Here is a 19,136-nt window from a genome sequence, read left to right as displayed (position 1 = left end):
ATGAAACTCGCACTGCGGGGCTTGCGTGCTTGGGGGGGCCGCGAGCCGTGCAGGTGATCATTCTTTCGGGTGAATCGTCGAGGCGGTGTGAGTGGCACCGGTCTTACCAAAAAGGAGTAGCTTTCATGAGTCGGGTATGCGCGTGGGCGACGATCGTTGCCGCCATGCTGTTCGGTTCGGCGGCGGTTTCGGCAGGTGAGTTTCGCGTCGAGAAGACCGATCACGGAGCGACCGTCACTTGCGACGGAAAGCTCGTCACGAATTACCTGATCGACGTCGGTCACAAGCCGATTCTGTGGCCGATTATCGGTCCCACGGGGAAGTCTATGACTCGCGCGTGGCCGATGGCGAAAGGCCCCAACGAAAAGCAGGATCATCCGCACCACAAGTCCCTTTGGTTTACGCACGGAAGCGTCGGCGGAACGAGCTTTTGGGAATCGACCGACGAAGCGGGATACGTGAAGCATCGGGAGTTTCTCCGTCTCGAAGGCGGAAAAGCCGCCGTCATTCAAACGGTCAACGACTGGATCACCCCCGAGGGCAAGAAACTGCTCGAAGACGAACGGACCATTCGCATTTGGGATGCCGACGGCAAGCGTTACATCGACTTCGACATCGTTCTGAAGGCCGTCGGAGAACCGGTGAAATTCGGTGATACCAAAGAGGGATCGTTCGGTATTCGAGTGCCCGGCACGATGAAGGTCGACGCCGGTCTGGGGGGCCATATCGTCAACAGTAACGGTCAGAAGGACCGAGAGGCCTGGGGGAAGCGCGCTGCCTGGGTTGATTACTACGGTCCCGTCGAGGGAGAAACACTCGGTATCGCGATCTTGAATCACCCCGACAGTTTCCGATTTCCGACGTACTGGCACGTCCGAACCTACGGGCTATTTGCGGCGAATCCGTTCGGATGGCACGACTTCGTCGGCTCGACCGAGGTCGACGGTTCGTACACCGTTTCACCGGCCAAGCCGATTTCGCTCTATTATCGAGTCGTGTTGCACAAAGGCGACGTGAGCGAGGGCAAGATCGCCGACGAGTTCGACGCCTACGCGAAGACCGCCAAATAGTGTCCTTTTCGGGGCGATTCGCGGACGATTTGCGCAAGCAAAACCTTCGTACGAAATCGTGAACCCCGGCAGGTAGCCGCCTGCCGGGGTTTTTTGTCAGAAACGAAAAGATTTTCGTACGGCAGCTACATTCGCTGGTTCTCTCTTTTTGGCTAAGGACTTCAAAACGCCTACAAATTCCAAAGCGTGCAAACTTCGCAAAACCGGGAGACAATCGCGAAGATAATGGCCCTATCTTGCCGATAGTGTGTGTTGTCAGCAGATTTCCTTTTTGCAGTATTCTCACTGCATTGGCTAGTTTGTCCAATATCATGCAGCTAGGGAGAATGCGCCGAAGATGAGCCGACCTTGTGCCCGCCTGACCACGATCGAGGAACTTCGAGAATATGTTTACCACACGCTTTGTGAACACGACTTTCTTCAGCCCGACTACTTTCCCATGACGGAGCGGATGCTCTTTCGGAAGGGGAAACCGTGCGGGATCTTCTTTTGCGTTCACGGTCCTCGTGCCGTGAAGCTGACGGCGATCTGGGAGACCGAACAGAACCAGATCCTCTTTTACGGCTCCACTGGGGAGCGTTTCTTGGTGGTTCAGTTGGCTGAATCACCGGCCTTACAGGAGCCCGCCGTGCATGCTGCATAGGGGGCACGACGCATGGCCTGCGGGACCCGCCGGATCGGACCGAGCGGGCAGGCCGAAACGCGACGATGAGTCGCACGAGAATTGGGTATCGACCAGGCAAGGAGGTTTGACAGGTAAGGACGCTCAACGGCGAACGGCGCCGCGCCGATGTCGGCGGCGGCACGTGCATCCACCGAACGCAGTGCGACGATTCGATCGACCCATTTCGCGAGTTGCGCAAGAAATCGAACGTCGATGCCCGCCGCTGTGTTTGGACGAGACGGCGTTCCGAGCATTCACGACGATTACCTCGACGGGAAATCGCCGGCCGACCCGCGGTGTCCGGCCCCCGCGATGCGGCTTCGGCGATCCCCTTTCGCCGCCCGGGGGAAGACGATCGCCACAGGGCCCTAAGCGATCGAATGTGTCGAGGAACGGGAACGTCGTCGACGGGATGGCGTGCCGCCGGGGGAAGGGCGATACGACCGCCCGCGGCGCATCACGTTAAGCGGCCTTGACGCCAAGCCGCAGCCTGGTATACATATATACAGATTCAACAAGGAGGAGAAACCGTGCTTGTACTCTCTCGGAAGGAAAACGAACGGATTCGGTTGGGAGACTCGATCGTCGTGACGGTCGTTCGCGTCGGAGGCGATCGCGTGCGGTTGGGTATCGAGGCTCCCCCCGACGTGCCCATATTACGTGACGAACTGGAAGCCTTTCCTCGCGAGAAGGACAGCGGTGAGCCACCGAAACTGAAAGCGGCCGGATAAGACGCGTATGGAATGAGGCACCGATCCGGCGATCGAGTGGCAATGGTCGATGCCGAGCGGCGCCGGTGGGAACGGCAAACGAAATACCGCCGGGAGAGGACAGTCCCTCCCCGGCGGTTTGCGTTTTCTTGGCAAGAGAGCTTTCCGAGGCGATCGAGACGCGTAGGAAGATGTAGAGGAGCAGCTAGCCTCGGACAGGCGTAGAACGGACTATTCGCCGATGTTCAGACGGCCGCTCAGTCCGCTGTAGTCGGTGCGGTCGAGAGGATGCCACAGGGGCAGCCCCTTGCGGACGCGTTCGGCCAAGACCTCGATTTTCGCCCGGGAACCCGCAGGAGCGTCCGTGGGGACAAACTCCTCGGTTTCCACGGGCGTGAAGTCCTCATCGTGCCCGTTCTCCATGATGGCGTCAAAAACGTTGCGCATTCTACCTCACTCCTCTGCAAACAAACGATTCGACATGCACCCAATTGCCGTATATGTACCGGGTCCGCTCGGGTCTCGATGAGCGAAGACGGTGACCGCCCTCGAGAAAAACCGAATCGGAACCCGCCGGGAGAAAGACTCTTCGCTGCGATTCAACCTGCTCCCGGCGTCACTTGAGAGCCGACGCCCATCGGGCGTACGGGAAGCCGCCACAGGTCAGGCGTTCCATTATGCACGGTTGTGTCGGCGAGTCAATACCAAATTCCGACGTTTTTTCCAACCTTTGTTCGGGGCTCGAGTTACGAAGGTCATTGACGCGCCACAGTTTGCGCTTTGCTTTGTGTACTGTGGCGAAATCGCCTCGTTGTCTCACGCCCCGCACAAAAAATGGATACGACGAAATCCATACTCGGTTCGCGCGGCCGCGAATTTTCAGGGATTTTGGGATTCAGCCGTTTGTCGGCTGAAAAATATGCCCTTAAAGGGGGGCTAAGATTCGGCTGGTGTATCGGTCGATTCGGTGTTATCTGGGTGGCGCTGTTCGTATTCTGCATCCTGCATGGAGGGGCACGTTTCCTCGACGCCGCACTGCGGGCACACGATGCGGATCAGCTCGCTACTGCTGAATTGTAGATGGTTCCGCTCGCACAGCTCGAACAATTCTTTGAGATGTTTGCAGCTCACCGGTTTGCGACTCCCCTGGGATTGGCCGACGTGAATACGACAACTTTTGAGACGGGGCAGCGAAGTGTCGTCATTGTAGCCGTCCGGAATGCCCGCGGAAACACCTTTCTGGGGGAATCGTCTCCTCCGTATACTCACATATCGTGACGCATCGAAACACAGCGCCGCATGCCGCGATCGGCGCGAAATACGGAAGAGGAGTTGACGCGATGGAATTTGTCCAACGCGAGTTGTCATTGCCCGCAATGTCAAAGGGGTTCCATCCGATCACGCGTCGAATCGTCGAGGCCGTGCCCGAGATTTCGGAGTTCGAGACGGGGTTGTTGCACGTGTTCATCCGCCACACCTCGGCCTCGCTGACGATCAATGAGAGCGCCGATCCGGACGTGCCGGACGATTTGGATCGCCTGATGGACCACGTGGCGCCCGAGGATTTCCCGTATCGTCATACGATCGAAGGTCGGGACGATATGCCCGCCCACGGAAAGAACTCGCTGTTGGGCTGCGAAGTAACGGTACCCGTCGCCCGCGGCAAGCTGATGCTTGGCACCTGGCAAGGCATCTTTCTGTGTGAACACCGGCGTCGGGCGGGCAGTCGTAAACTGGTCGTGACCTTGTACGGCGTGCGCAAGCGGTAAAAGGGCGTCTTGGACCCGTTGTCGGCTACAAAATGAAGCTCGCGCGGCGGGCGATCATCCGGTCGAGGTCTTCCAGCCAGGCGTGAATGAGGATTTGCTGGTTCGCGTAGCGATCGACCTGCTCCAACGCCGTGAGGCAACGTTCGGCACATCCGACGGCGACGACGGCATCGGCCGGCCAGCGACCGGCGGCCTTCTTGACCGGTGGTGAGAAAAGCGGATCGGACAACGTGTCTTCGCCTTCCAAGAAACCGGCCAAGTTTCGGTAGAAGCGGGCTGAAAACAAGAGGACCTGCCGCAGCCGCGCGCGTTTGTCGACGGCTTGGCTTCCGGCCTTGTCCACGAATTCCCGTACGGCCTCGACCCGGCGCGGCACGTCGATTCGTACCTCGGCAAACGCCGCGAAGAGCTGCTCGACGAAATCCCATAGTTCGGGATCGGCCAGTTCCATCGCCCAACGAACGCTTCCTCCGCAGTACTGCGAAAGAGAACGAGCCAATTCCGGATCGCCGACAAGTTCCTTTTCCAACAGGATCTTTTCGACGACCGCCGGGGCGAGCGGACGAAACCGGATCAACTGGCATCGGGATCGAATCGTGGGCAACTGCCGGGCGGGGGACGTGCCGATCAAGATCAACACCGAACCCGGCGGCGGTTCTTCGAGCGTCTTGAGCAGGGCGTTTACCCCTTCCACCGCCAGCAGATCGGCATCATCGATGACGGCGATCTTGCGTTTCTTGCTGTGCGGGCGCAGCGAAAGATGGTGAATGATGCCCGACTCGCCGCGATGGTCCTTGTCGCCGATCAACAGGTCGATCGGAATATTCGACCGATCCGGCGGGCATTCGATCGCCAGAAAGTCCGGATGCGAGGCCGCGGCGATCTGTTTGCATGCCGGGCACGTTTCGCACGGATCGAATTCGGTTTCGGGCCGTGTTTCGCACAGGAGGGCTTGGGCCAGTCGATCGGCGAACATCCGCTTCCCGATGCCCGGGGGACCCACGAACAAGAACGTGCTGGCCAGCCGTCCGCGCGCAATCGCCCGCCGAAAGCGTGCCGCAATCTCGTCGTGGCCTTCGATGCCGTGCCAAGCCATGGGTGCATCCGGGGTGTCAAGCGAAATCGCGTACCAGCCCGCGCTCGAGCAGGACTTGCCAGATCGCGTGATGAACCTCGTCGATCGAGCCTGCGGCCGAGAGCACGACCGCCGAATCGCCCAGGCGTTCGGCCTCGCGGAGAAAGCCTTCCCGCACGCGCCGATGGTACTCGGGACCGCGGCGTTCCAGGCGATCTTCGGCCGGTCCGTTCCGCCGCATCGCCTGATCGACATCGAGGTCGAGGACGATCACCAAATCGGGGAAGATGCCGCCGATCGCGGTCTTGCCGACCTGCCACAAGGCGTCGATCTCCAGTCCTCCACCATACCCCTGATAGACGACGTTGGAAAGCAGAAAGCGATCGGAGATGACCGTCTTTCGCGCTTCGAGTGCCGGGCGGATGATCGCGTCGACCAATTGGGCGCGGGCGGCCATGTACAACAGCATTTCTGCACGCGCCGAGACGTCGATTTCGATTCGGTGAAGGATCAGCTCGCGGACCGCCTCACCCAACGGCGTGCTGCCGGGATCGCGGCAGGCGACCACGTCGCAGCCGAGCGAGGAAAGGCGCGCGACAAGCCGCTGCACCTGCGTGCTCTTTCCCGTACCGTCGCCCCCCTCGATGGTGATGAACATCCGCCGATCCCTACATGAAATCTTCGCACTCGCTTGACGAGCCGTCATTTACCTGCTTCCCGTAAATCGCCCATTGTAGGAGGCAAGCGAGGCGACTGAAATAGCGCGCCGAGTCGGAATCGCCCTATGCAAGAAAAAACAAAAGAGGGGGCAGGACGATCGTCTTTCCCCCTCCGTTCATTCGTAACGGCGATTTCACGCACTCGTCGAGCGCCCTTTAGTTGCCCGAGGCGCCTTCCGCCGGGGCGGGCTGCTCTGCGGGTTGTTCTTCGGCCGGCTGTTCTGCGGGCTGTTCAGCCGGTTGCTCGGCGGGCTGTTCCGCGGCAGGTTGTTCCGAAGGCTGTTCGGCCGGAGCTTCGGCTGCCGGCTGCTCGGCCGGTTGTTCCGCAGGTTGCTCAGCCGCAGGTTGTTCGGCCGGTTGTTCCGCGGGCTGCTCGGCTGCGGGCTGCTCGGCCGTGGGTTCTGCCGCCGGTTGTTCCGGCGCGGGTTGTTCGGCGGGTTGGGCGGGTGGTTCGGGTTGGGCCGGGAACTCGACCATCGGGGCGGGCGTTTCCGGCGGCGGCACCGGGGCTTCGGCCTCGTCGGTCGTGCCGCCGGTATCGGGCGTGGTCGGTGCCGATTCGTCCGTCGCCGCTTCGGTGGCTGGTTCTGCGGTCGTCGTGTCGCTCGACTCTTGGTCGGTGGTCGTGGCGGCCGGTTGTTCATCGGTTGCGCCGCCTTGATCTGCCGGTTTCGGGCAGCCCAACATCACGCTCAACCCAAGCATCAACCCCACAAGCATGAAAAACCTTCGCATCGCTCCTCTCCTCCTGCGAGAGACGGAAGTGGAAAACACGCCGGGCAACGACCTCAAACGTGAGCCGTCCGAGGTTCCGGCGTCACAACAGTTCTGAACAAATACGGTCGCACTGTGTCCTTCCCCCAACGGGGACGTGATGTCGACTATCGAGAAGCCGCCCATGCGGCATCGCTTCCTGCGGGTGGGGCGAATCGAAGGAAAAAATCGGAAAGATCACGTTTCGCGTATTGTCGACCGCAAACGTTAGCATAGCGATACCGCGCCCGATTGCAACCAGATTCGTTGCCGAAACGCGGCGATTGTTTCTTGTGACGGGCGACGCGCGTGCTTAGGATCATGGAAACGGGAGGGCCTTCGTTTCGAGGCCTTTTTGTCATGTGGAGGATGGGTGAATGGTGTTTACATTGCAACAAGGGGCGAGGCATGTGATTGCGTGGATCGGACTAGGCGCGGCAATCGTGTGGGGCGCAGCGGTCGCATCTCCTGCAGCGCAGGCAGCCGAAGGCAAGGTTTCGCCTCCGAACATCGTCGTTCTGTTTTCCGACGATGCAGGCTATGCCGACTTCGGTTTTCAAGGCAGTCGCCAGATGAAAACGCCGCATCTGGACCGATTGGCCGCCGACGGTGTGCGCTTCACGCAGTTTTACATGACGGCCTCGGTATGCGGGCCGTCGCGCGCGGGATTGATGACCGGTCGGTACCAGCAGCGATTCGGTTTCGAAGAGAACAACGTACCCGGCATCATGAGCCCCAACAGCGCCTACCTGGACGAAGAAATGGGCTTGCCGACCAACCTGCGGACGATGGCCGACTACCTGCACGACCTGGGGTATCGGACGGCTGCGTTCGGCAAATGGCATCTCGGCGGGACCGATCGATATCATCCGACCAAACGCGGATTCGATGAGTTCTACGGTTTTCGCGGCGGCGCCCGCAGCTACTTTGCTTATCGTGGCGCCATGTACGAACAGGCCGGGTCGCAGCGTTGGCTGGAACGAGGATTCCGAAACTTCGAAGAGCCCGAAAAATATCTCACCGCGGCCCTCGCCGACGAGGCTTGTGCCTTCATTGAGCGAAACCGCGATCGTCCTTTCTTCGCTTACGTGGCCTTCAATGCCGTGCATCTGCCCATGCAGGTGGATTCGCACGACGCCGACGCGTTTTCTGAATTGGAAGGTAAGCGGCGAACACTCGCGCAAATGAATCTCGCTTTGGATCGGGCGTGCGGTCGCATCATCGAGAAGTTGAAGGAAGCGGGCGTCTACGAAAACACGCTGATCGTGTTTACGAACGACAACGGTGGGCCCAGCGACCGGAACGCTTCGTGCAACTACCCGTTTGCGGGCGTGAAGGCGACCTTGCTGGAAGGTGGAATTCGGGTGCCGTGTGTGATGACCTGGCCGAATCGACTACCGAAGGGCGTCGATTACGACGAACCGGCTTCGGCACTCGATTTGTTGCCGACCTTCGTATCGGCCGCGGGCGGCGTGATTCCTGCCGATGCCGAGTTGGACGGCGTCGACTTGTTGCCGTACTTGTTGGGCGAAAAGCAAGGCCGACCGCACGAAACGTTGTATTGGAAGAAAGACGTGCGTGCTGCGATTCGCGACGGCGATTGGAAATTGTTGCGGTACCCCGACCGGCCTGCCGAGTTGTTCAATTTGGCCGAAGATCCGGGCGAGCAGCACAACCTTGCCGCGACGCACCCTGAAATCGTGCAACGGCTCTTCAAGAAGTTGTTCGCCTGGGAAGTCACCTTGGAGCGGCCGATGTTCATGCTGCGACAGGCGGAGGAACAATGGGCGGCCGAGCGAACGGATCAGTTCCGCAAACCGCCCGCCGCCGAGTTCTGAGCTTCTGAAAAGGCGGTCGAATTTCCGTTCGGCTACTGAAACTGAAAGATTCCGAACATTGCGGGAGTGATCGTCGCCCGTTCGGTTTCGACGAACGATTCGATTCCCCAGCCGGGGATGATTCGCCGAACGCCCATCGCCCAGGCGGCGCCCGATTGCGGAAAATCGGCCGTGATCGCCTCGAAGGGGATCGCGGCTTCCACCCGCCAACGATCGGTTTGCCGGTCGACGGCAATGAACCAGTCGGGATTCCAGCTTGTGAAACGCCATAGGGCGTCGTGCGGATATCCCCGGCAATCGACCGCCAGTAAATACCACGTGCAGTAGTCCCGGTCGAGATCGATCATCCACTCGATGCGATCCAGCCGCGAGGCATCGACGTCGCGTCGGCGCGGCCGGTCGTCGTCGGGCGGATAGACGACTGTCGGCGCTTTCGGGCATTCTGCGTACAGGTAAAGGAACGCCTCGTCATAGGCAAAACGCAGGACGGCCGTCGGTCCCTCGTGGCCGGAGGCAGGGGCCAGTGTGATCGGCGGGCCCCAATCGGGCTCGTCGGCTTTTCCGTCGAGATAGGGCTTGGTTTGCATTCGCGAAACCAAGATCAGCGGCTTCGGCGGCGGTGTTTGCTCGGCGGGCGTCCAACGTTCGGCCAGTGCGCAGGCGCGCCAAGGATCGTTCGCCGGACGGTAACCGAAAGGCAAGAGAAGTTTTTCGGCGTCGGCAGGGTAGCCGCGTTGTCTTGCCACGGCCGCCAGAGGGAAACGTATCTGCGGCGAAGCCCCCCACAGAGACGATTCGCGGCCGAGCTGCGACTTCCACCTGTCGGCTTGATCGAGGAACGTGTCGGGGCCGTCGATTGCCGGTGCGGAACCGCCCGGGCCGACGACCCGATCGGCCAACCGACGCTGTGCCCGGATTTCGCCTGATGCCTGCATCTGAATCAGCCGTTCGACGATGATCGGATAATAGGTCGTTTCACGGCAACGTGATGCAGCGGAATGGAGCACCTCGACGGCTGCATCCCACTGATTGCGTTCGGCCAATAGATCCGCCAGCCGCAATAGCCGCTCGGCTGCCGCATCGCCGGGTAGATCGCCGACGACGATTTCGAGTTGGGCGGGCAGTGATACCGGTTCGATCTTGCCGGCTGCCGCCGAGGTCAACACGGCATCACTGCGCCGCCGTGCGGCCGCACGACGTTGGGCTTCGGCCAAAGTGTTCGGATCGATTTCGCGCCACAACCGGCGAGCGCCGCCTCCGGGAGCGAGCGCCAATCCGGCGAAGGGGTGACTCGCCGCTGGAGGGAACGAGGCGTCTGCCGTTTCGCGTTGCAAGTAGACAGTCTTGTGTGCGACGTCCGGCGGTACGTGAAGTAGGCTTTCGGCTCGCGCCGCCAAGTCGCCGAGCGTCGTTTCGCGGTGAGGCAAGAATTCCTCGGGCGCAAGGGGGATGTCGCCACGATCGCCGATCGTCGTAATAGCGAATACGCGCTTGGGTTGCCACGCACGTAATCGCGTGAGGGTGATCTGTTCGGCGAATGCCGAGGGATCGCCGGCTTGGCGTACGGCGTCGGGTACGAGCTGTTCCAGCAAGTGCCCGATCGGATCGTGACGCGTCGGATCGGATCGACGGTAGACGACGACCTCGGGACGCCAGGTGCGGATCGCCCGCACCAAATCGGCCGAAACCCATTGGCGTGCACGACCGTCGTGCGAAAGGTCCCATTCGCGCAACACGTCGTCGGGTGAGCGGTACAGGGCATCGTCGTCGACGGCGAAACCGGGAACGACATCGAACGCCGAGACGCCCGTTTCGGCGGCGGCCGCTTCGGCACGCAGCACGAGATCGGTTCGCGACCCGGTACCCGCAGGCCGATCGGCGAGGACGGCGACCGCCGTGAGATAGCCGTCTTCCGCCGCGTACCGGGCGGGCAACTGCCAGGCGATTTGGTCGGGCGAAGCGGCAAAGCACAGGAGAGCCGCGTGCGTACCTCCGGCAGCGACCGGCGTCCACGACTCGCCGCCGTCATCGGTCTTCAAGATCGTCCCCAACTCGCCGACCGCCCAGCCGGTCTTCTCATCGATAAAAAACAATTTGCGGATCGCGGCGGACACTCCGGTAGGGACAAGCTTCCACGATTGTCCTATATCGTGACTGGTCAGGACGACCGAACCGGGGGATCCGGCCGCCCACACGCTTGCACCGACGGCCGTGATCGTGCGGAAGTCGATGAGCGATTCGACGCCGTCGGGCAACGGGCCCGCGGGCACTTGCCAACTGCGACCGGCGTCGGCGGTCACGCGGATCAGCCCTCGATCGCCGGCCAGCCAGCCGTAAGCGGGCGGCAGTAATCGAATGTCACGAACGACTTGTCGCAATCCGCCGGTTTGCGCGAGCACGATCCGATCCCCGGCGACGATGCTTACAAAGCCGTTGTTTCCGGCGATCATCCCCAGATCGGGACGCCAAAAAGCCGCCGTGCGGGCGACGGCTTCGTTCTCGGCCTGGGCGGGGACCCAAGTGCGACCGCCGTCGGTGGTCAAGAACAGACCGACCGGCGCGATCGGTCCGGGGGCGGTCACCGCCCATCCACGACCGGCGTCGAAGAATCCGATCTTGAGAATCAGCGGTGTGCTTCCGCGCGCGACGGGTGTCCAGGTTCGGCCGCCGTCGTCGGTTTTGAGGACGATTCCGGTAGAAACGTGCGAGCCGGGGAGAACTTCTCCGCCCGCCGCCCAGCCGGTCCTTTCGTCGAGAAAGTAAACCGACCGCAACGAGGCCTGGACACCGGATTCCTGGAACTCCCAGTTTTTGCCGTCGGAAGTATGCCGGATCGTGCCGTGTTCACCGACGGCCCAACCGCGGCTTCCCCGAAAGACCACATCGTGCAGAGCGGCGTCGTGTTGCCACAATTCACCGTTGTTCGGCGGGATTGTGGCGGCCTGGAGAAGGGAATCGACCGGGCAAGTCGCCGCAGCGGCAAGGAAAACGGCCGTCCACGCCGACGACCGCATGATCGTCATGACGGGGGCCGGTACCGATGATGAGGGGCCGGTTCGCCGCAATTCCATCTTCGTCCTCCGTGGGGTGTCGAGTCGTCCAAGCTCGACATCGAACGTCCGTCGTTAGCGACGATCGATTGTACGCGAAAACACTGCATCGGCGGTACACGAAAAAAGGGCAGTCGAGAGAGGAAAAGCGCGGCCTCGCCGCTTTCCTTGTTGCCTGCAAAATCGGTGTAACCCGAACGTGGCGACGCAGAACGATCGGTCGATGTGGGGTTGTGCGGCCTCTTGTCAGGGGGCGAAGAAGTCCGTGTCGCCTCGTCGTTTGCAACCGGCCGCACTCTGACCTAGAGTTTGGTAGCCGGAGTGTTGCGCGGCGATTGAGTCGGTGACGCTTCGGCCCTTTTCCCGGCGGTTTTCGCGGACCGAAACGCTTCGGTCCGAGTCGGCTCATCCAGGAAGACCGCCAACTGACGATATTCGTGCGATTGATCATCCTTCGACCTCGCCTGCATTGCGCGAGGGTTTTCGACCTTCGATAGCGAAATCCCGACTCGTCACGGCGACGTACGGACGTTCGCGGTTACACGACGCGCGGGCATGCTCGCAGTGCGATGCGGCAGGCGAAGGGAATGATAGACGCCGAAACAGCCGGCGGCTGCGTGCGTTCGGCGTTTCGACAAAGCAAGGACAGCGCCGTGCCTGACGAAACACTCGTACAACACATCGATACCGACGAACTCCGCCGTTGTTTGAGCGAGTTCGCGGCGGGGCAGGACGAGTTCAACCACGCGCTGGTCGAGTGGTTCGATCGGCTCGAACGAGTCTCGTTGGATCTCTTGGAAAGGCAGCGTCAATGGTGGTCGCAGCAGCGAGAGGGCGAGGAGGCCTTGCGTCGTCGCGAGGAGGCCCTCCGCGAACGCGAACAACGGTTGGAGCAGCTCGAACAGGAGTTGGCCGAAAAACGCCGCAAGCTGCTCGAACGCGAAGCCGTGCTGCCGGAGATCGGCGAAGGCGGCCAGGAAGCCCTGGCGCGGATCGAAGGTTTGCTCGCCAGGTGGGAAGAGGTCGGAAAAAGACTCGAATCGTTGCCCGAGGCGGGCGGATCGGCCGACGCGGAACGTATTGCCGAGCAGATCCGCGAATTGTTGGGCGAGCAGCAAACGGGCGGCGAAATCCTCACGCAACTCAAAGAAGAACTATCTCGCCTAGGGGGGGTGCCGGAAGAGGTCCGCAGCCTGAAAGGCGAGCTGCAAGATACGTTGGCGGATCTCGATCGACGCTGGTCCGAAATGCTCGCCGATCGCGGCAACGGCGAGCAGGACGAAACCGTCCGCGAGTTGGAAGCCAAATTGCGCCGTTTGGAAGAAGAACTTTCGGCGGCGGAGCAAGACCGTATCGCGTTGGAGACCGAGCTGGAAGTCGTCCGCAACCGTGCCGCCGAGTTGCTCGACATGCTCTCGGAACAGCGGCGACAGATGGCCGAGGAGCGTTCGCATTGGTCGGGCGAGCTGAAACGCTTGCGGCGACTGATGGAAGTGTTGCTCGACCGCCAGATCGACACCGGCGCACCCGGCGAGTACGAAGCTGCAGGTCAGTCGCATCCTCGCGTCGTCGGTTACGAAGAACAGGAGCGGACGCGGGCGGTGGCCTCCGGCGGATCGGTCGATCCCGTGCTCGAATCGGTTTCCGCCCAGTTTGAGATCCTGCAAAAAGATCTTTCCCGTAGAAGACGAAACAACACCGGTTGATACGACATCGGGGCAGGTCGTTGCCTGACGGAGAACGCGTATGGGCGTCGGATATGCAAAATGGCCGGCACTGACGACGATCGCCGGCGGTGCCGCGGCGCTGGGCTGGGGATGCCTGGCCGGGACCCCGCTGCTCGGCGGGGGCGGCGCGATCGCCGTCGGATTCGGTTTGTGGGGACTGACTCGCAAGAATCGCAACAGGCCGTTTCGGCCCACGGGAGCGAGCAGTTCGGCCGAACCCCAACCGGGTGAGCCGTCGGATCCCGAGAGCCTCGTTCGCCTGTTATTGGGGCAGGGGCGGTTCGCCCTGTTGTTGCGACGGCAATTGGCCGAGAATTTGAGCAAAGAACAATTCGAGCGTGCTCGGGAGGCCCTGGAAGAAAACATGGCCCTCGTTCCCGATGGGGAAGTGACGCTCATTCGGACCCTGGAAATCCCTACCGATTCGTTGGACGACGACGAGCCGGTTCCGCGGTCGCGACGCGTGGTTCGCGTGCGGCATTTCTTTCTCGATCGTTATCCGGTCACGAACGCCCAATATCGCGAGTTTGTGTTGGCGGGCGGATACGAACAGGCGGCGTTGTGGGATCCGACCATCTTGCCGGCCGTCCTCGATTTCGTCGATCAAACCGGGCACCCCGGTCCGGCGTTTTGGAAGCACGGGTGTTACGAGCCGGGTGAGGAGGATCATCCGGTAGTCGGTGTCAATTGGTACGAGGCCTGTGCTTACGCCCGATGGGCGGGCAAACGCCTTCCTACCGATGCCGAATGGGTCAAGGCCGCGAGTTGGCCGGTTACTTTGCCCGACGGTAGTCGCGTGCAACGACGGTATCCGTGGGGTGATTCGATGGAGCCGCGACGAGCGAACATTTGGGGCCAAGGGCCGGGGCGAATCGTGTCGGTCGACCAATTCGCCTCGGGCGTGAGCGTGGGCGGCGTGTACCAACTCGTCGGCAACGTGTGGGAATGGACCTGGAGCGACTATCGCCCCTTCGACACCGAAGACGGCGAAATCCAGTTGCCGTGCCCGATGAAGAGCATTCGCGGTGGGGCGTTCGATACCTACTTCGATAGTCAAGCAACCTGCCAGTTCCAAAGCGGAGATCGTCCCACCGCGAGGAAACACAACATCGGCTTCCGCTGTGCGTTGGGCATTGCCGACATCGTCCTTGCGTATCCCGGCGATGCCGCGCAGATGGGAGAAGACGACGTCGAGATCGACGCCGACATCGCCGACGAAGCGACCGAGGAGATTCCGGCATGACCAAGGGCGTGATCGTACCTCTCGAGTCGTACCGCTTGGCGGAGTATTCCCGCCCGGTCGATTGCTACATTTGCGAGGGGCAAAACAACTTCGATGCCGAGTTCTGCCGGTATTGCGGTGCGCCGATCGCGTTGGCTCATCAGGCCGCCTCCAGCAGCCGCGACCCGCAATTGGTCGCCATGATCGGGGCCAGCGGCGTAGGCAAAACGGTGTACCTCGGCATGCTGATGGACATGCTGTCGCGGCAGCCGAACCGTATCCAGCTTCTCGCCCGCGGGGCGTTTTCGATCACCCTCCAGCAGACGACGATTGCCGCTTTGGCGCGATGTCGGTTTCCGGCCAAGACGCCGAACGAACCGGACCGATGGCATTGGGTGCACTGCGAAATTCGCCGTCCGCGACGTCGCCAACCGATCAACCTCATCATTCCCGACATGGCCGGAGAGGCCTTGCTCGAAGAGGTCGATCACCCGAACACCTACAAGGCGATCGCCAACTACATGCAGAAAGCCACCGCCGCGATCGTGTTGATCGACGCCGCCAAGATCAAGGAAGGCAACCGCAACCAAGAATACTTCACGATGAAGCTGGCCGGTTACCTGGCAGAACTCGCCGCCGGCGGCAATGCCAAAGCGTGGCGGAAGAAGCCCGTCGCTTTCGTGTTCACCAAGGCCGACCAATGTGATGAATGCCTGCGCGATCCGGTGGGCTTCGCACAATCACGGGCGACCGGCTTGTGGCAACAGGCCAAGGAGCGGTTTCCCAACAGCAAGTTTTTTGCAGCCACGGTCACCGGCGCGTGCGCCTGGCACGTCAGCCCCAACGACGGAAAAACATTCGTTCCCTTGAGAATCGAACCGCACGGCATCGTCGAGCCGTTCTTCTGGTTGCTCGAGGGGCTCAAATAGATACGGCGGTCGATGCCCGTCCGCCGATTGCGAGGCCGGCAGCGGCCGAACATCACCATGGATACGTCACCGTTCGATCGGACCGATCGCCGAGAGCGGTTCGGTCGGCGGTGTTCGGGGCAGTTTCGATAGCTTCTCTTCCGGGAACGGCGGAAATCATGGAATTCGTGGAACAGGCGGTTTTCACTTCGGCCGAAACGGATACGCGCCTCGGTTACCAGCTTGTGGGAGCAAGCCGGGGAATCGAGGAACAGGATTTGCGCGCGCTGGCCACCTGGGGACCGTCGCATGACGGCTTGGCGCCGCACGTCGAGCGTGCAAGTGTCAACTTTCATCCCTTGCCGAGTGGAAAGTACGCCGTCAGCCGCAGTTTGATCCACGGAAGCGAGTATAGCGGGCGAGGCGGCGGCCGACTCTACACGCAGTACTTGATCGTCGACCCGCCCGTGTTGCGCAAGTTCGCCAACAATCCTTTTGCGTTGATCAACGCCGCGATCGCCTCCGAGGCGTTACGCTTGTACGACCGGGTTCCGCGCGTGCTGGAACCGATTCGCATTTTGGGACGAGCGGCCGATCTCGACGTGCCGTGCGTCGAGCGGGCAATGCATCGTTTCGGTGGGGGGTGGTTTCCGATCGCGGCCGAGCTGTTGCTGACGACCGACGTGCCCGTCGCCGTCGCCGGGGCGGAATATCTCGACAAGTGGGTCGCTGCACTATTACATCTGTTGCCGCCTCCGTGGCGACCGCTGGTGAGCTTTTCGACGGGGCTACGATTTTCGGTGCAACGGCCGTTTCGGCTGATCACGACCGTCCGCGGCAGCGCCGACGCCGGAGTTCTCCAACGTCGCTACGGTTTTCAGGTGCTGGATATTACCGCCGAGCCGCCCGAGGGGCTGACATTGTCGCACCCGTGGGCGCGGTTCCTCGATCGCTTCTTGCGCCGACCTCGATTGATCGCGTTGAAAACGCTTTATCGGCGTTTGCGGTTGGTCGATGACTGTGATCCTGCGGCGTTCGAAACGTGGGCCCGCGACGTGCTGCAAGAGACGATTGGAGAACCGTCCGCCGGGGAGTCGGTGGGGGCTCGATACGATGCACAGTCTCCCAGGCCTATACGTTCCGTCGACATAGGGCGTGACGATCGAAATCCCTTCGCATCGGGAGACGACGACTGCGAGCGGCTCCCGAGGCCGGATGGTGAACCCGGTACGTGTCGCCTGTGTCTGGCCGAAGGGACGACACCGGAAACAGAGGATGGATGGGAATCTGCGTGTCCGGGAGATGCCTCCATGCCCGACGATGTAAACATGAACGCGACACTGCCGCGCGCGACCGCCCGTCGTCCGGCCGAATCGCCCACTGCGGGAAATCTCGCTCTGGCGGCCGAGCCGCGGATCGATGCGGCGCCGCGTGCGAAGCCGCGTCCCGATGATCCGTGGGTCATCGAGCGACTCGAATTCCTCGATGACTTGGTATTTGAGGCGATCAAGGGGGACGATGAGGCGACACGACGGCTTTTCTCGGTGTGGCCGCAGATTCGAGACGAGTTGGGAATGGAGTTGCTGGCCGAAGCCTGTGCACAATATTTGCGGTTCGCCGCCGGCGTGTGGGAGCGGGGCTTGGCCGAGGAAGATGAGGCCGGCCTCGAAACAGCGTTCCGCGCATTGAACGTGGCCGAATTGCTGTTCGACGGACGTTGGTAGCAGACGCGCCTCGCAAACCGCGCAAGCAAGAACGCGAAAAGGGCGTCTCACGATCGAGACGCCCTTTCTCATTTCGTTTCACGTGTTCGCTTCATCGGAAGCGACGGGTTGCCCGATGGTGGCTTGCCGCCGCTTGTGGGAGAGCGGCAATCAGGATGTCGGATCATGCCGGGGCGGGCCGATTATTTGTTTTTCGTGGCTCCGCATGCCTGCGGTCGATGATCGACGGGGTCGCCGGTTCCCAACAGCGGAAGCGAATGATCGTCATTTTTCTCAGTTGCAACCGCAAGCCGGTTCGCAAGCGGGCTCACAAGCCGGAGCGCAGCAGGCTCGCTTGGCAGCGCAGTGAGCCTTGATGCGGGCCAAGAGTCCCGGGCGGCAGCACGGATCGCAAGCGGGCTCGCAGGCCGGTTCGCAGGCAGGCTCGCAAGCCGGTTCGCAGGCGGGTTCGCAGCACGCACGCTTGGCAGCGCAGCGGGCCTTGATGCGGGCCAAGAGTCCCGGACGGCAGCACGGATCGCAAGCGGGCTCGCAGGCCGGTTCACAAGCGGGTTCACAGGCCGGTTCGCAAGCCGGTTCGCAGGCGGGCGCGCAGCACGCACGCTTGGCAGCGCAGCGGGCCTTAATGCGGGCCAAGAGTCCCGGACGGCAGCACGGATCGCAAGCGGGCTCGCAGGCCGGTTCACAAGCGGGTTCACAGGCAGGCTCGCAAGCCGGAGCACATGCAGGCTGACAACAAGCCTTGTGGAACAAACCGGCGTTTGCCGAAGCGGCGAAGACAAATGCCGCGGCAACCGCCGCCACCGACAGGAGGGCAGTACGCTTCATCGGAAACACTCTCCTTTAACGAAGGAAAACTGGGAACGTTCGAACACATCCACAGGACGCCTAATCGACGCTATCCTAGCTGTGTGTATCGTCTTGCTAGATTTCGGCGATTAGCTAGACGTCCTATTTTTGCTGTCTTCTCGGCGGACTTTGGTCCAGCTGTGCTGGTGCTCGGAACTGAAGCCGATAGGCGGGTTGTAGCGGTTAGGAAGGTTGTTGTGGCAAGGGAAGGTGTTGGCAGGAAAGTGGGGGCTTTGAGTCGGTCCTACCGCTAATCTCACCACTATCATGCCCCGTGAGACATCCAAAAGCAAGCCTCGGAAGGAAAAATTATCGGATTGGATCGGATGATCTGCCGGCGAAAAATACGGGTGCTGGCAATTGTGCAGGAGACAAGTTGGGATTACCGGCAGAGGGGAATGGGTAGAAGAAGTCTGCTTCTCGCACCCCACGAGATGTGAGCTATGTTTGGATGAAAGCCGATCTTGCGACCGGATGCCGAACTCCCCGTTCGGTTGCCAATGCACGAATCGCGAAACGATCTTGAACGATGCTTCTGGAAACGAGGGTGATGGGAACATGACTGTACAGCAAATCGACGAACCGCTGTATTCGACATATGGAGACGATCCGGATTTGGGCGAACTCGTGGAAATGTTCGTCGAAGAAATGCCCGATCGCATGCGAACATTGAACGAGTACTACGAAGCCAAAGACTGGGAAGAGCTCCGCAAGGTGACGCATCAGCTCAAAGGTGCGGCGGGCAGTTACGGTTTCGAACCGATCACATTCGCGGCAGCCGCGCTGGAAGATTGTCTGCGCCGCGCTCCGTCCGAAGAAAACGTCTCGGCGCTCTTTGAATCGTTGATCGATTTGTGTCGTCGCGCCAGGGCGGGTGCGCCGAAATAGAATTCCTCAAGGTTCCGGTCGTAGGCGACGCACGCCGACGGGCCGGAAGACGTCTCAGCCTGGGTAACCGCAAAGGCGTTCCGCGTGCGGATGTGGAACGCCTTTGCCTGTTTCTTGCTTGCAGGTAATCGTCAACCTTCTCAAATTGCCTGTTCTTTCGATAGGATGGG

At 61.3% G+C, this 19,136-nt stretch carries 17 protein-coding genes; 11 read left to right on the top strand and 6 right to left on the bottom strand.

Translation table 11 applies throughout. From position 1 onward, the window contains the following. Positions 1–125: 125 nt before the first annotated feature. From ACYQ2I_RS16155 to ACYQ2I_RS16145, 3 genes are all read left to right on the top strand, one after another. Positions 126–1,070: a DUF6807 domain-containing protein gene (locus ACYQ2I_RS16155; protein WP_460168066.1), complete on the top strand. Its 945-nt coding sequence runs from the start codon at positions 126–128 to the stop codon at positions 1,068–1,070. 337 nt (positions 1,071–1,407) lie between these two features. Next, complete coding sequence (locus ACYQ2I_RS16150) at positions 1,408–1,713, top strand: hypothetical protein (RefSeq protein ID WP_460168065.1); 306 nt, start codon at positions 1,408–1,410, stop codon at positions 1,711–1,713. A gap of 551 nt (positions 1,714–2,264) precedes the next feature. Next, a complete protein-coding gene (locus ACYQ2I_RS16145; RefSeq protein ID WP_460168064.1) occupies positions 2,265–2,465 on the top strand; it encodes a carbon storage regulator in 201 nt (66 codons plus the stop codon). A gap of 210 nt (positions 2,466–2,675) precedes the next feature. Here the strand turns inward: ACYQ2I_RS16145 and ACYQ2I_RS16140 are convergent, their stop codons facing one another. After that, positions 2,676–2,891 (bottom strand): hypothetical protein, encoded by a 216-nt coding sequence (locus ACYQ2I_RS16140; RefSeq protein ID WP_460168063.1) that lies wholly within the window; start codon positions 2,889–2,891, stop codon positions 2,676–2,678. 387 nt (positions 2,892–3,278) lie between these two features. Here ACYQ2I_RS16140 and ACYQ2I_RS16135 point away from each other — a divergent pair, with 387 nt between their 5' ends. Together ACYQ2I_RS16135 and ACYQ2I_RS16130 are read left to right on the top strand one after the other, a co-directional pair. Further along, a complete protein-coding gene (locus tag ACYQ2I_RS16135) occupies positions 3,279–3,524 on the top strand; it encodes a hypothetical protein (RefSeq protein ID WP_460168062.1) in 246 nt (81 codons plus the stop codon). Between the two features lie 260 nt (positions 3,525–3,784). Beyond that, positions 3,785–4,213 carry a secondary thiamine-phosphate synthase enzyme YjbQ gene (locus ACYQ2I_RS16130; protein ID WP_460168061.1) on the top strand — a complete coding sequence of 143 codons (429 nt, stop codon included), beginning with the start codon at positions 3,785–3,787 and terminating at the stop codon, positions 4,211–4,213. Between the two features lie 25 nt (positions 4,214–4,238). On the opposite strand, the gene ACYQ2I_RS16125 is transcribed toward ACYQ2I_RS16130, so the two are convergent. From ACYQ2I_RS16125 to ACYQ2I_RS16115, 3 genes are all read right to left on the bottom strand, one after another. Next, the gene (locus tag ACYQ2I_RS16125; protein ID WP_460168060.1) at positions 4,239–5,309 is read right to left on the bottom strand and encodes a DNA polymerase III subunit; all 1,071 of its coding nucleotides are present in this window, start codon (positions 5,307–5,309) and stop codon (positions 4,239–4,241) included. Between the two features lie 16 nt (positions 5,310–5,325). Then, positions 5,326–5,946 (bottom strand): dTMP kinase, encoded by a 621-nt coding sequence (tmk, locus tag ACYQ2I_RS16120; RefSeq protein WP_460168059.1) that lies wholly within the window; start codon positions 5,944–5,946, stop codon positions 5,326–5,328. Between the two features lie 217 nt (positions 5,947–6,163). Next, positions 6,164–6,742, bottom strand: coding sequence for a hypothetical protein (locus ACYQ2I_RS16115; RefSeq protein ID WP_460168058.1), 579 nt, complete (start codon positions 6,740–6,742; stop codon positions 6,164–6,166). Positions 6,743–7,137: 395 nt separating this feature from the next. Between ACYQ2I_RS16115 and ACYQ2I_RS16110 the strand changes: the two genes are divergently transcribed. Beyond that, the gene (locus ACYQ2I_RS16110; protein WP_460168057.1) at positions 7,138–8,598 is read left to right on the top strand and encodes a sulfatase-like hydrolase/transferase; all 1,461 of its coding nucleotides are present in this window, start codon (positions 7,138–7,140) and stop codon (positions 8,596–8,598) included. A gap of 32 nt (positions 8,599–8,630) precedes the next feature. On the opposite strand, the gene ACYQ2I_RS16105 is transcribed toward ACYQ2I_RS16110, so the two are convergent. Further along, complete coding sequence (locus ACYQ2I_RS16105) at positions 8,631–11,669, bottom strand: YCF48-related protein (protein WP_460168056.1); 3,039 nt, start codon at positions 11,667–11,669, stop codon at positions 8,631–8,633. A gap of 632 nt (positions 11,670–12,301) precedes the next feature. On the opposite strand from ACYQ2I_RS16105, the gene ACYQ2I_RS16100 reads away from it, so the two are divergent. The 4 genes from ACYQ2I_RS16100 (at position 12,302) to ACYQ2I_RS16085 (ending at position 17,229) form a co-directional block, all read left to right on the top strand. After that, positions 12,302–13,354, top strand: coding sequence for a hypothetical protein (locus tag ACYQ2I_RS16100; protein ID WP_460168055.1), 1,053 nt, complete (start codon positions 12,302–12,304; stop codon positions 13,352–13,354). Positions 13,355–13,394: 40 nt separating this feature from the next. Continuing rightward, positions 13,395–14,618 (top strand): formylglycine-generating enzyme family protein, encoded by a 1,224-nt coding sequence (locus ACYQ2I_RS16095; RefSeq protein ID WP_460168054.1) that lies wholly within the window; start codon positions 13,395–13,397, stop codon positions 14,616–14,618. Then, positions 14,615–15,526, top strand: a complete 912-nt coding sequence (locus ACYQ2I_RS16090) for a TRAFAC clade GTPase domain-containing protein (RefSeq protein ID WP_460168053.1) — start codon at positions 14,615–14,617, stop codon at positions 15,524–15,526. The genes ACYQ2I_RS16095 and ACYQ2I_RS16090 overlap by 4 nt, the downstream gene beginning before the upstream one ends. A gap of 158 nt (positions 15,527–15,684) precedes the next feature. Next, complete coding sequence (locus ACYQ2I_RS16085; RefSeq protein ID WP_460168052.1) at positions 15,685–17,229, top strand: GAP1-N2 domain-containing protein; 1,545 nt, start codon at positions 15,685–15,687, stop codon at positions 17,227–17,229. A gap of 273 nt (positions 17,230–17,502) precedes the next feature. Here ACYQ2I_RS16085 and ACYQ2I_RS16080 read toward each other — a convergent pair whose 3' ends face one another. After that, positions 17,503–18,057, bottom strand: coding sequence for a keratin-like protein (locus tag ACYQ2I_RS16080; RefSeq protein ID WP_460168051.1), 555 nt, complete (start codon positions 18,055–18,057; stop codon positions 17,503–17,505). A gap of 579 nt (positions 18,058–18,636) precedes the next feature. Between ACYQ2I_RS16080 and ACYQ2I_RS16075 the strand changes: the two genes are divergently transcribed. Beyond that, the gene (locus ACYQ2I_RS16075) at positions 18,637–18,966 is read left to right on the top strand and encodes an Hpt domain-containing protein (protein WP_460168050.1); all 330 of its coding nucleotides are present in this window, start codon (positions 18,637–18,639) and stop codon (positions 18,964–18,966) included. Positions 18,967–19,136 lie beyond the last annotated feature (170 nt).

It is taken from the genome of Thermostilla marina (assembly GCF_054657455.1).
This window is presented reverse-complemented; position numbering and strand designations above follow the sequence as displayed.

What these genes read in the sequence shown, in the direction of transcription:
- ACYQ2I_RS16080 (WP_460168051.1), bottom strand. Translation starts at nt 18,057, where the DNA reads ATGAAGCGTACTGCCCTCCTGTCGGTGGCGGCGGTTGCCGCGGCATTT.
- ACYQ2I_RS16090 (WP_460168053.1), top strand. Translation starts at nt 14,615, where the DNA reads ATGACCAAGGGCGTGATCGTACCTCTCGAGTCGTACCGCTTGGCGGAG.
- ACYQ2I_RS16155 (WP_460168066.1), top strand. Translation starts at nt 126, where the DNA reads ATGAGTCGGGTATGCGCGTGGGCGACGATCGTTGCCGCCATGCTGTTC.
- ACYQ2I_RS16095 (WP_460168054.1), top strand. Translation starts at nt 13,395, where the DNA reads ATGGGCGTCGGATATGCAAAATGGCCGGCACTGACGACGATCGCCGGC.
- ACYQ2I_RS16110 (WP_460168057.1), top strand. Translation starts at nt 7,138, where the DNA reads ATGGTGTTTACATTGCAACAAGGGGCGAGGCATGTGATTGCGTGGATC.
- ACYQ2I_RS16075 (WP_460168050.1), top strand. Translation starts at nt 18,637, where the DNA reads ATGACTGTACAGCAAATCGACGAACCGCTGTATTCGACATATGGAGAC.
- ACYQ2I_RS16105 (WP_460168056.1), bottom strand. Translation starts at nt 11,669, where the DNA reads ATGGAATTGCGGCGAACCGGCCCCTCATCATCGGTACCGGCCCCCGTC.
- ACYQ2I_RS16125 (WP_460168060.1), bottom strand. Translation starts at nt 5,309, where the DNA reads ATGGCTTGGCACGGCATCGAAGGCCACGACGAGATTGCGGCACGCTTT.
- ACYQ2I_RS16140 (WP_460168063.1), bottom strand. Translation starts at nt 2,891, where the DNA reads ATGCGCAACGTTTTTGACGCCATCATGGAGAACGGGCACGATGAGGAC.
- ACYQ2I_RS16115 (WP_460168058.1), bottom strand. Translation starts at nt 6,742, where the DNA reads ATGCGAAGGTTTTTCATGCTTGTGGGGTTGATGCTTGGGTTGAGCGTG.
- ACYQ2I_RS16085 (WP_460168052.1), top strand. Translation starts at nt 15,685, where the DNA reads ATGGAATTCGTGGAACAGGCGGTTTTCACTTCGGCCGAAACGGATACG.
- ACYQ2I_RS16150 (WP_460168065.1), top strand. Translation starts at nt 1,408, where the DNA reads ATGAGCCGACCTTGTGCCCGCCTGACCACGATCGAGGAACTTCGAGAA.
- ACYQ2I_RS16130 (WP_460168061.1), top strand. Translation starts at nt 3,785, where the DNA reads ATGGAATTTGTCCAACGCGAGTTGTCATTGCCCGCAATGTCAAAGGGG.
- tmk (WP_460168059.1), bottom strand. Translation starts at nt 5,946, where the DNA reads ATGTTCATCACCATCGAGGGGGGCGACGGTACGGGAAAGAGCACGCAG.
- ACYQ2I_RS16135 (WP_460168062.1), top strand. Translation starts at nt 3,279, where the DNA reads ATGGATACGACGAAATCCATACTCGGTTCGCGCGGCCGCGAATTTTCA.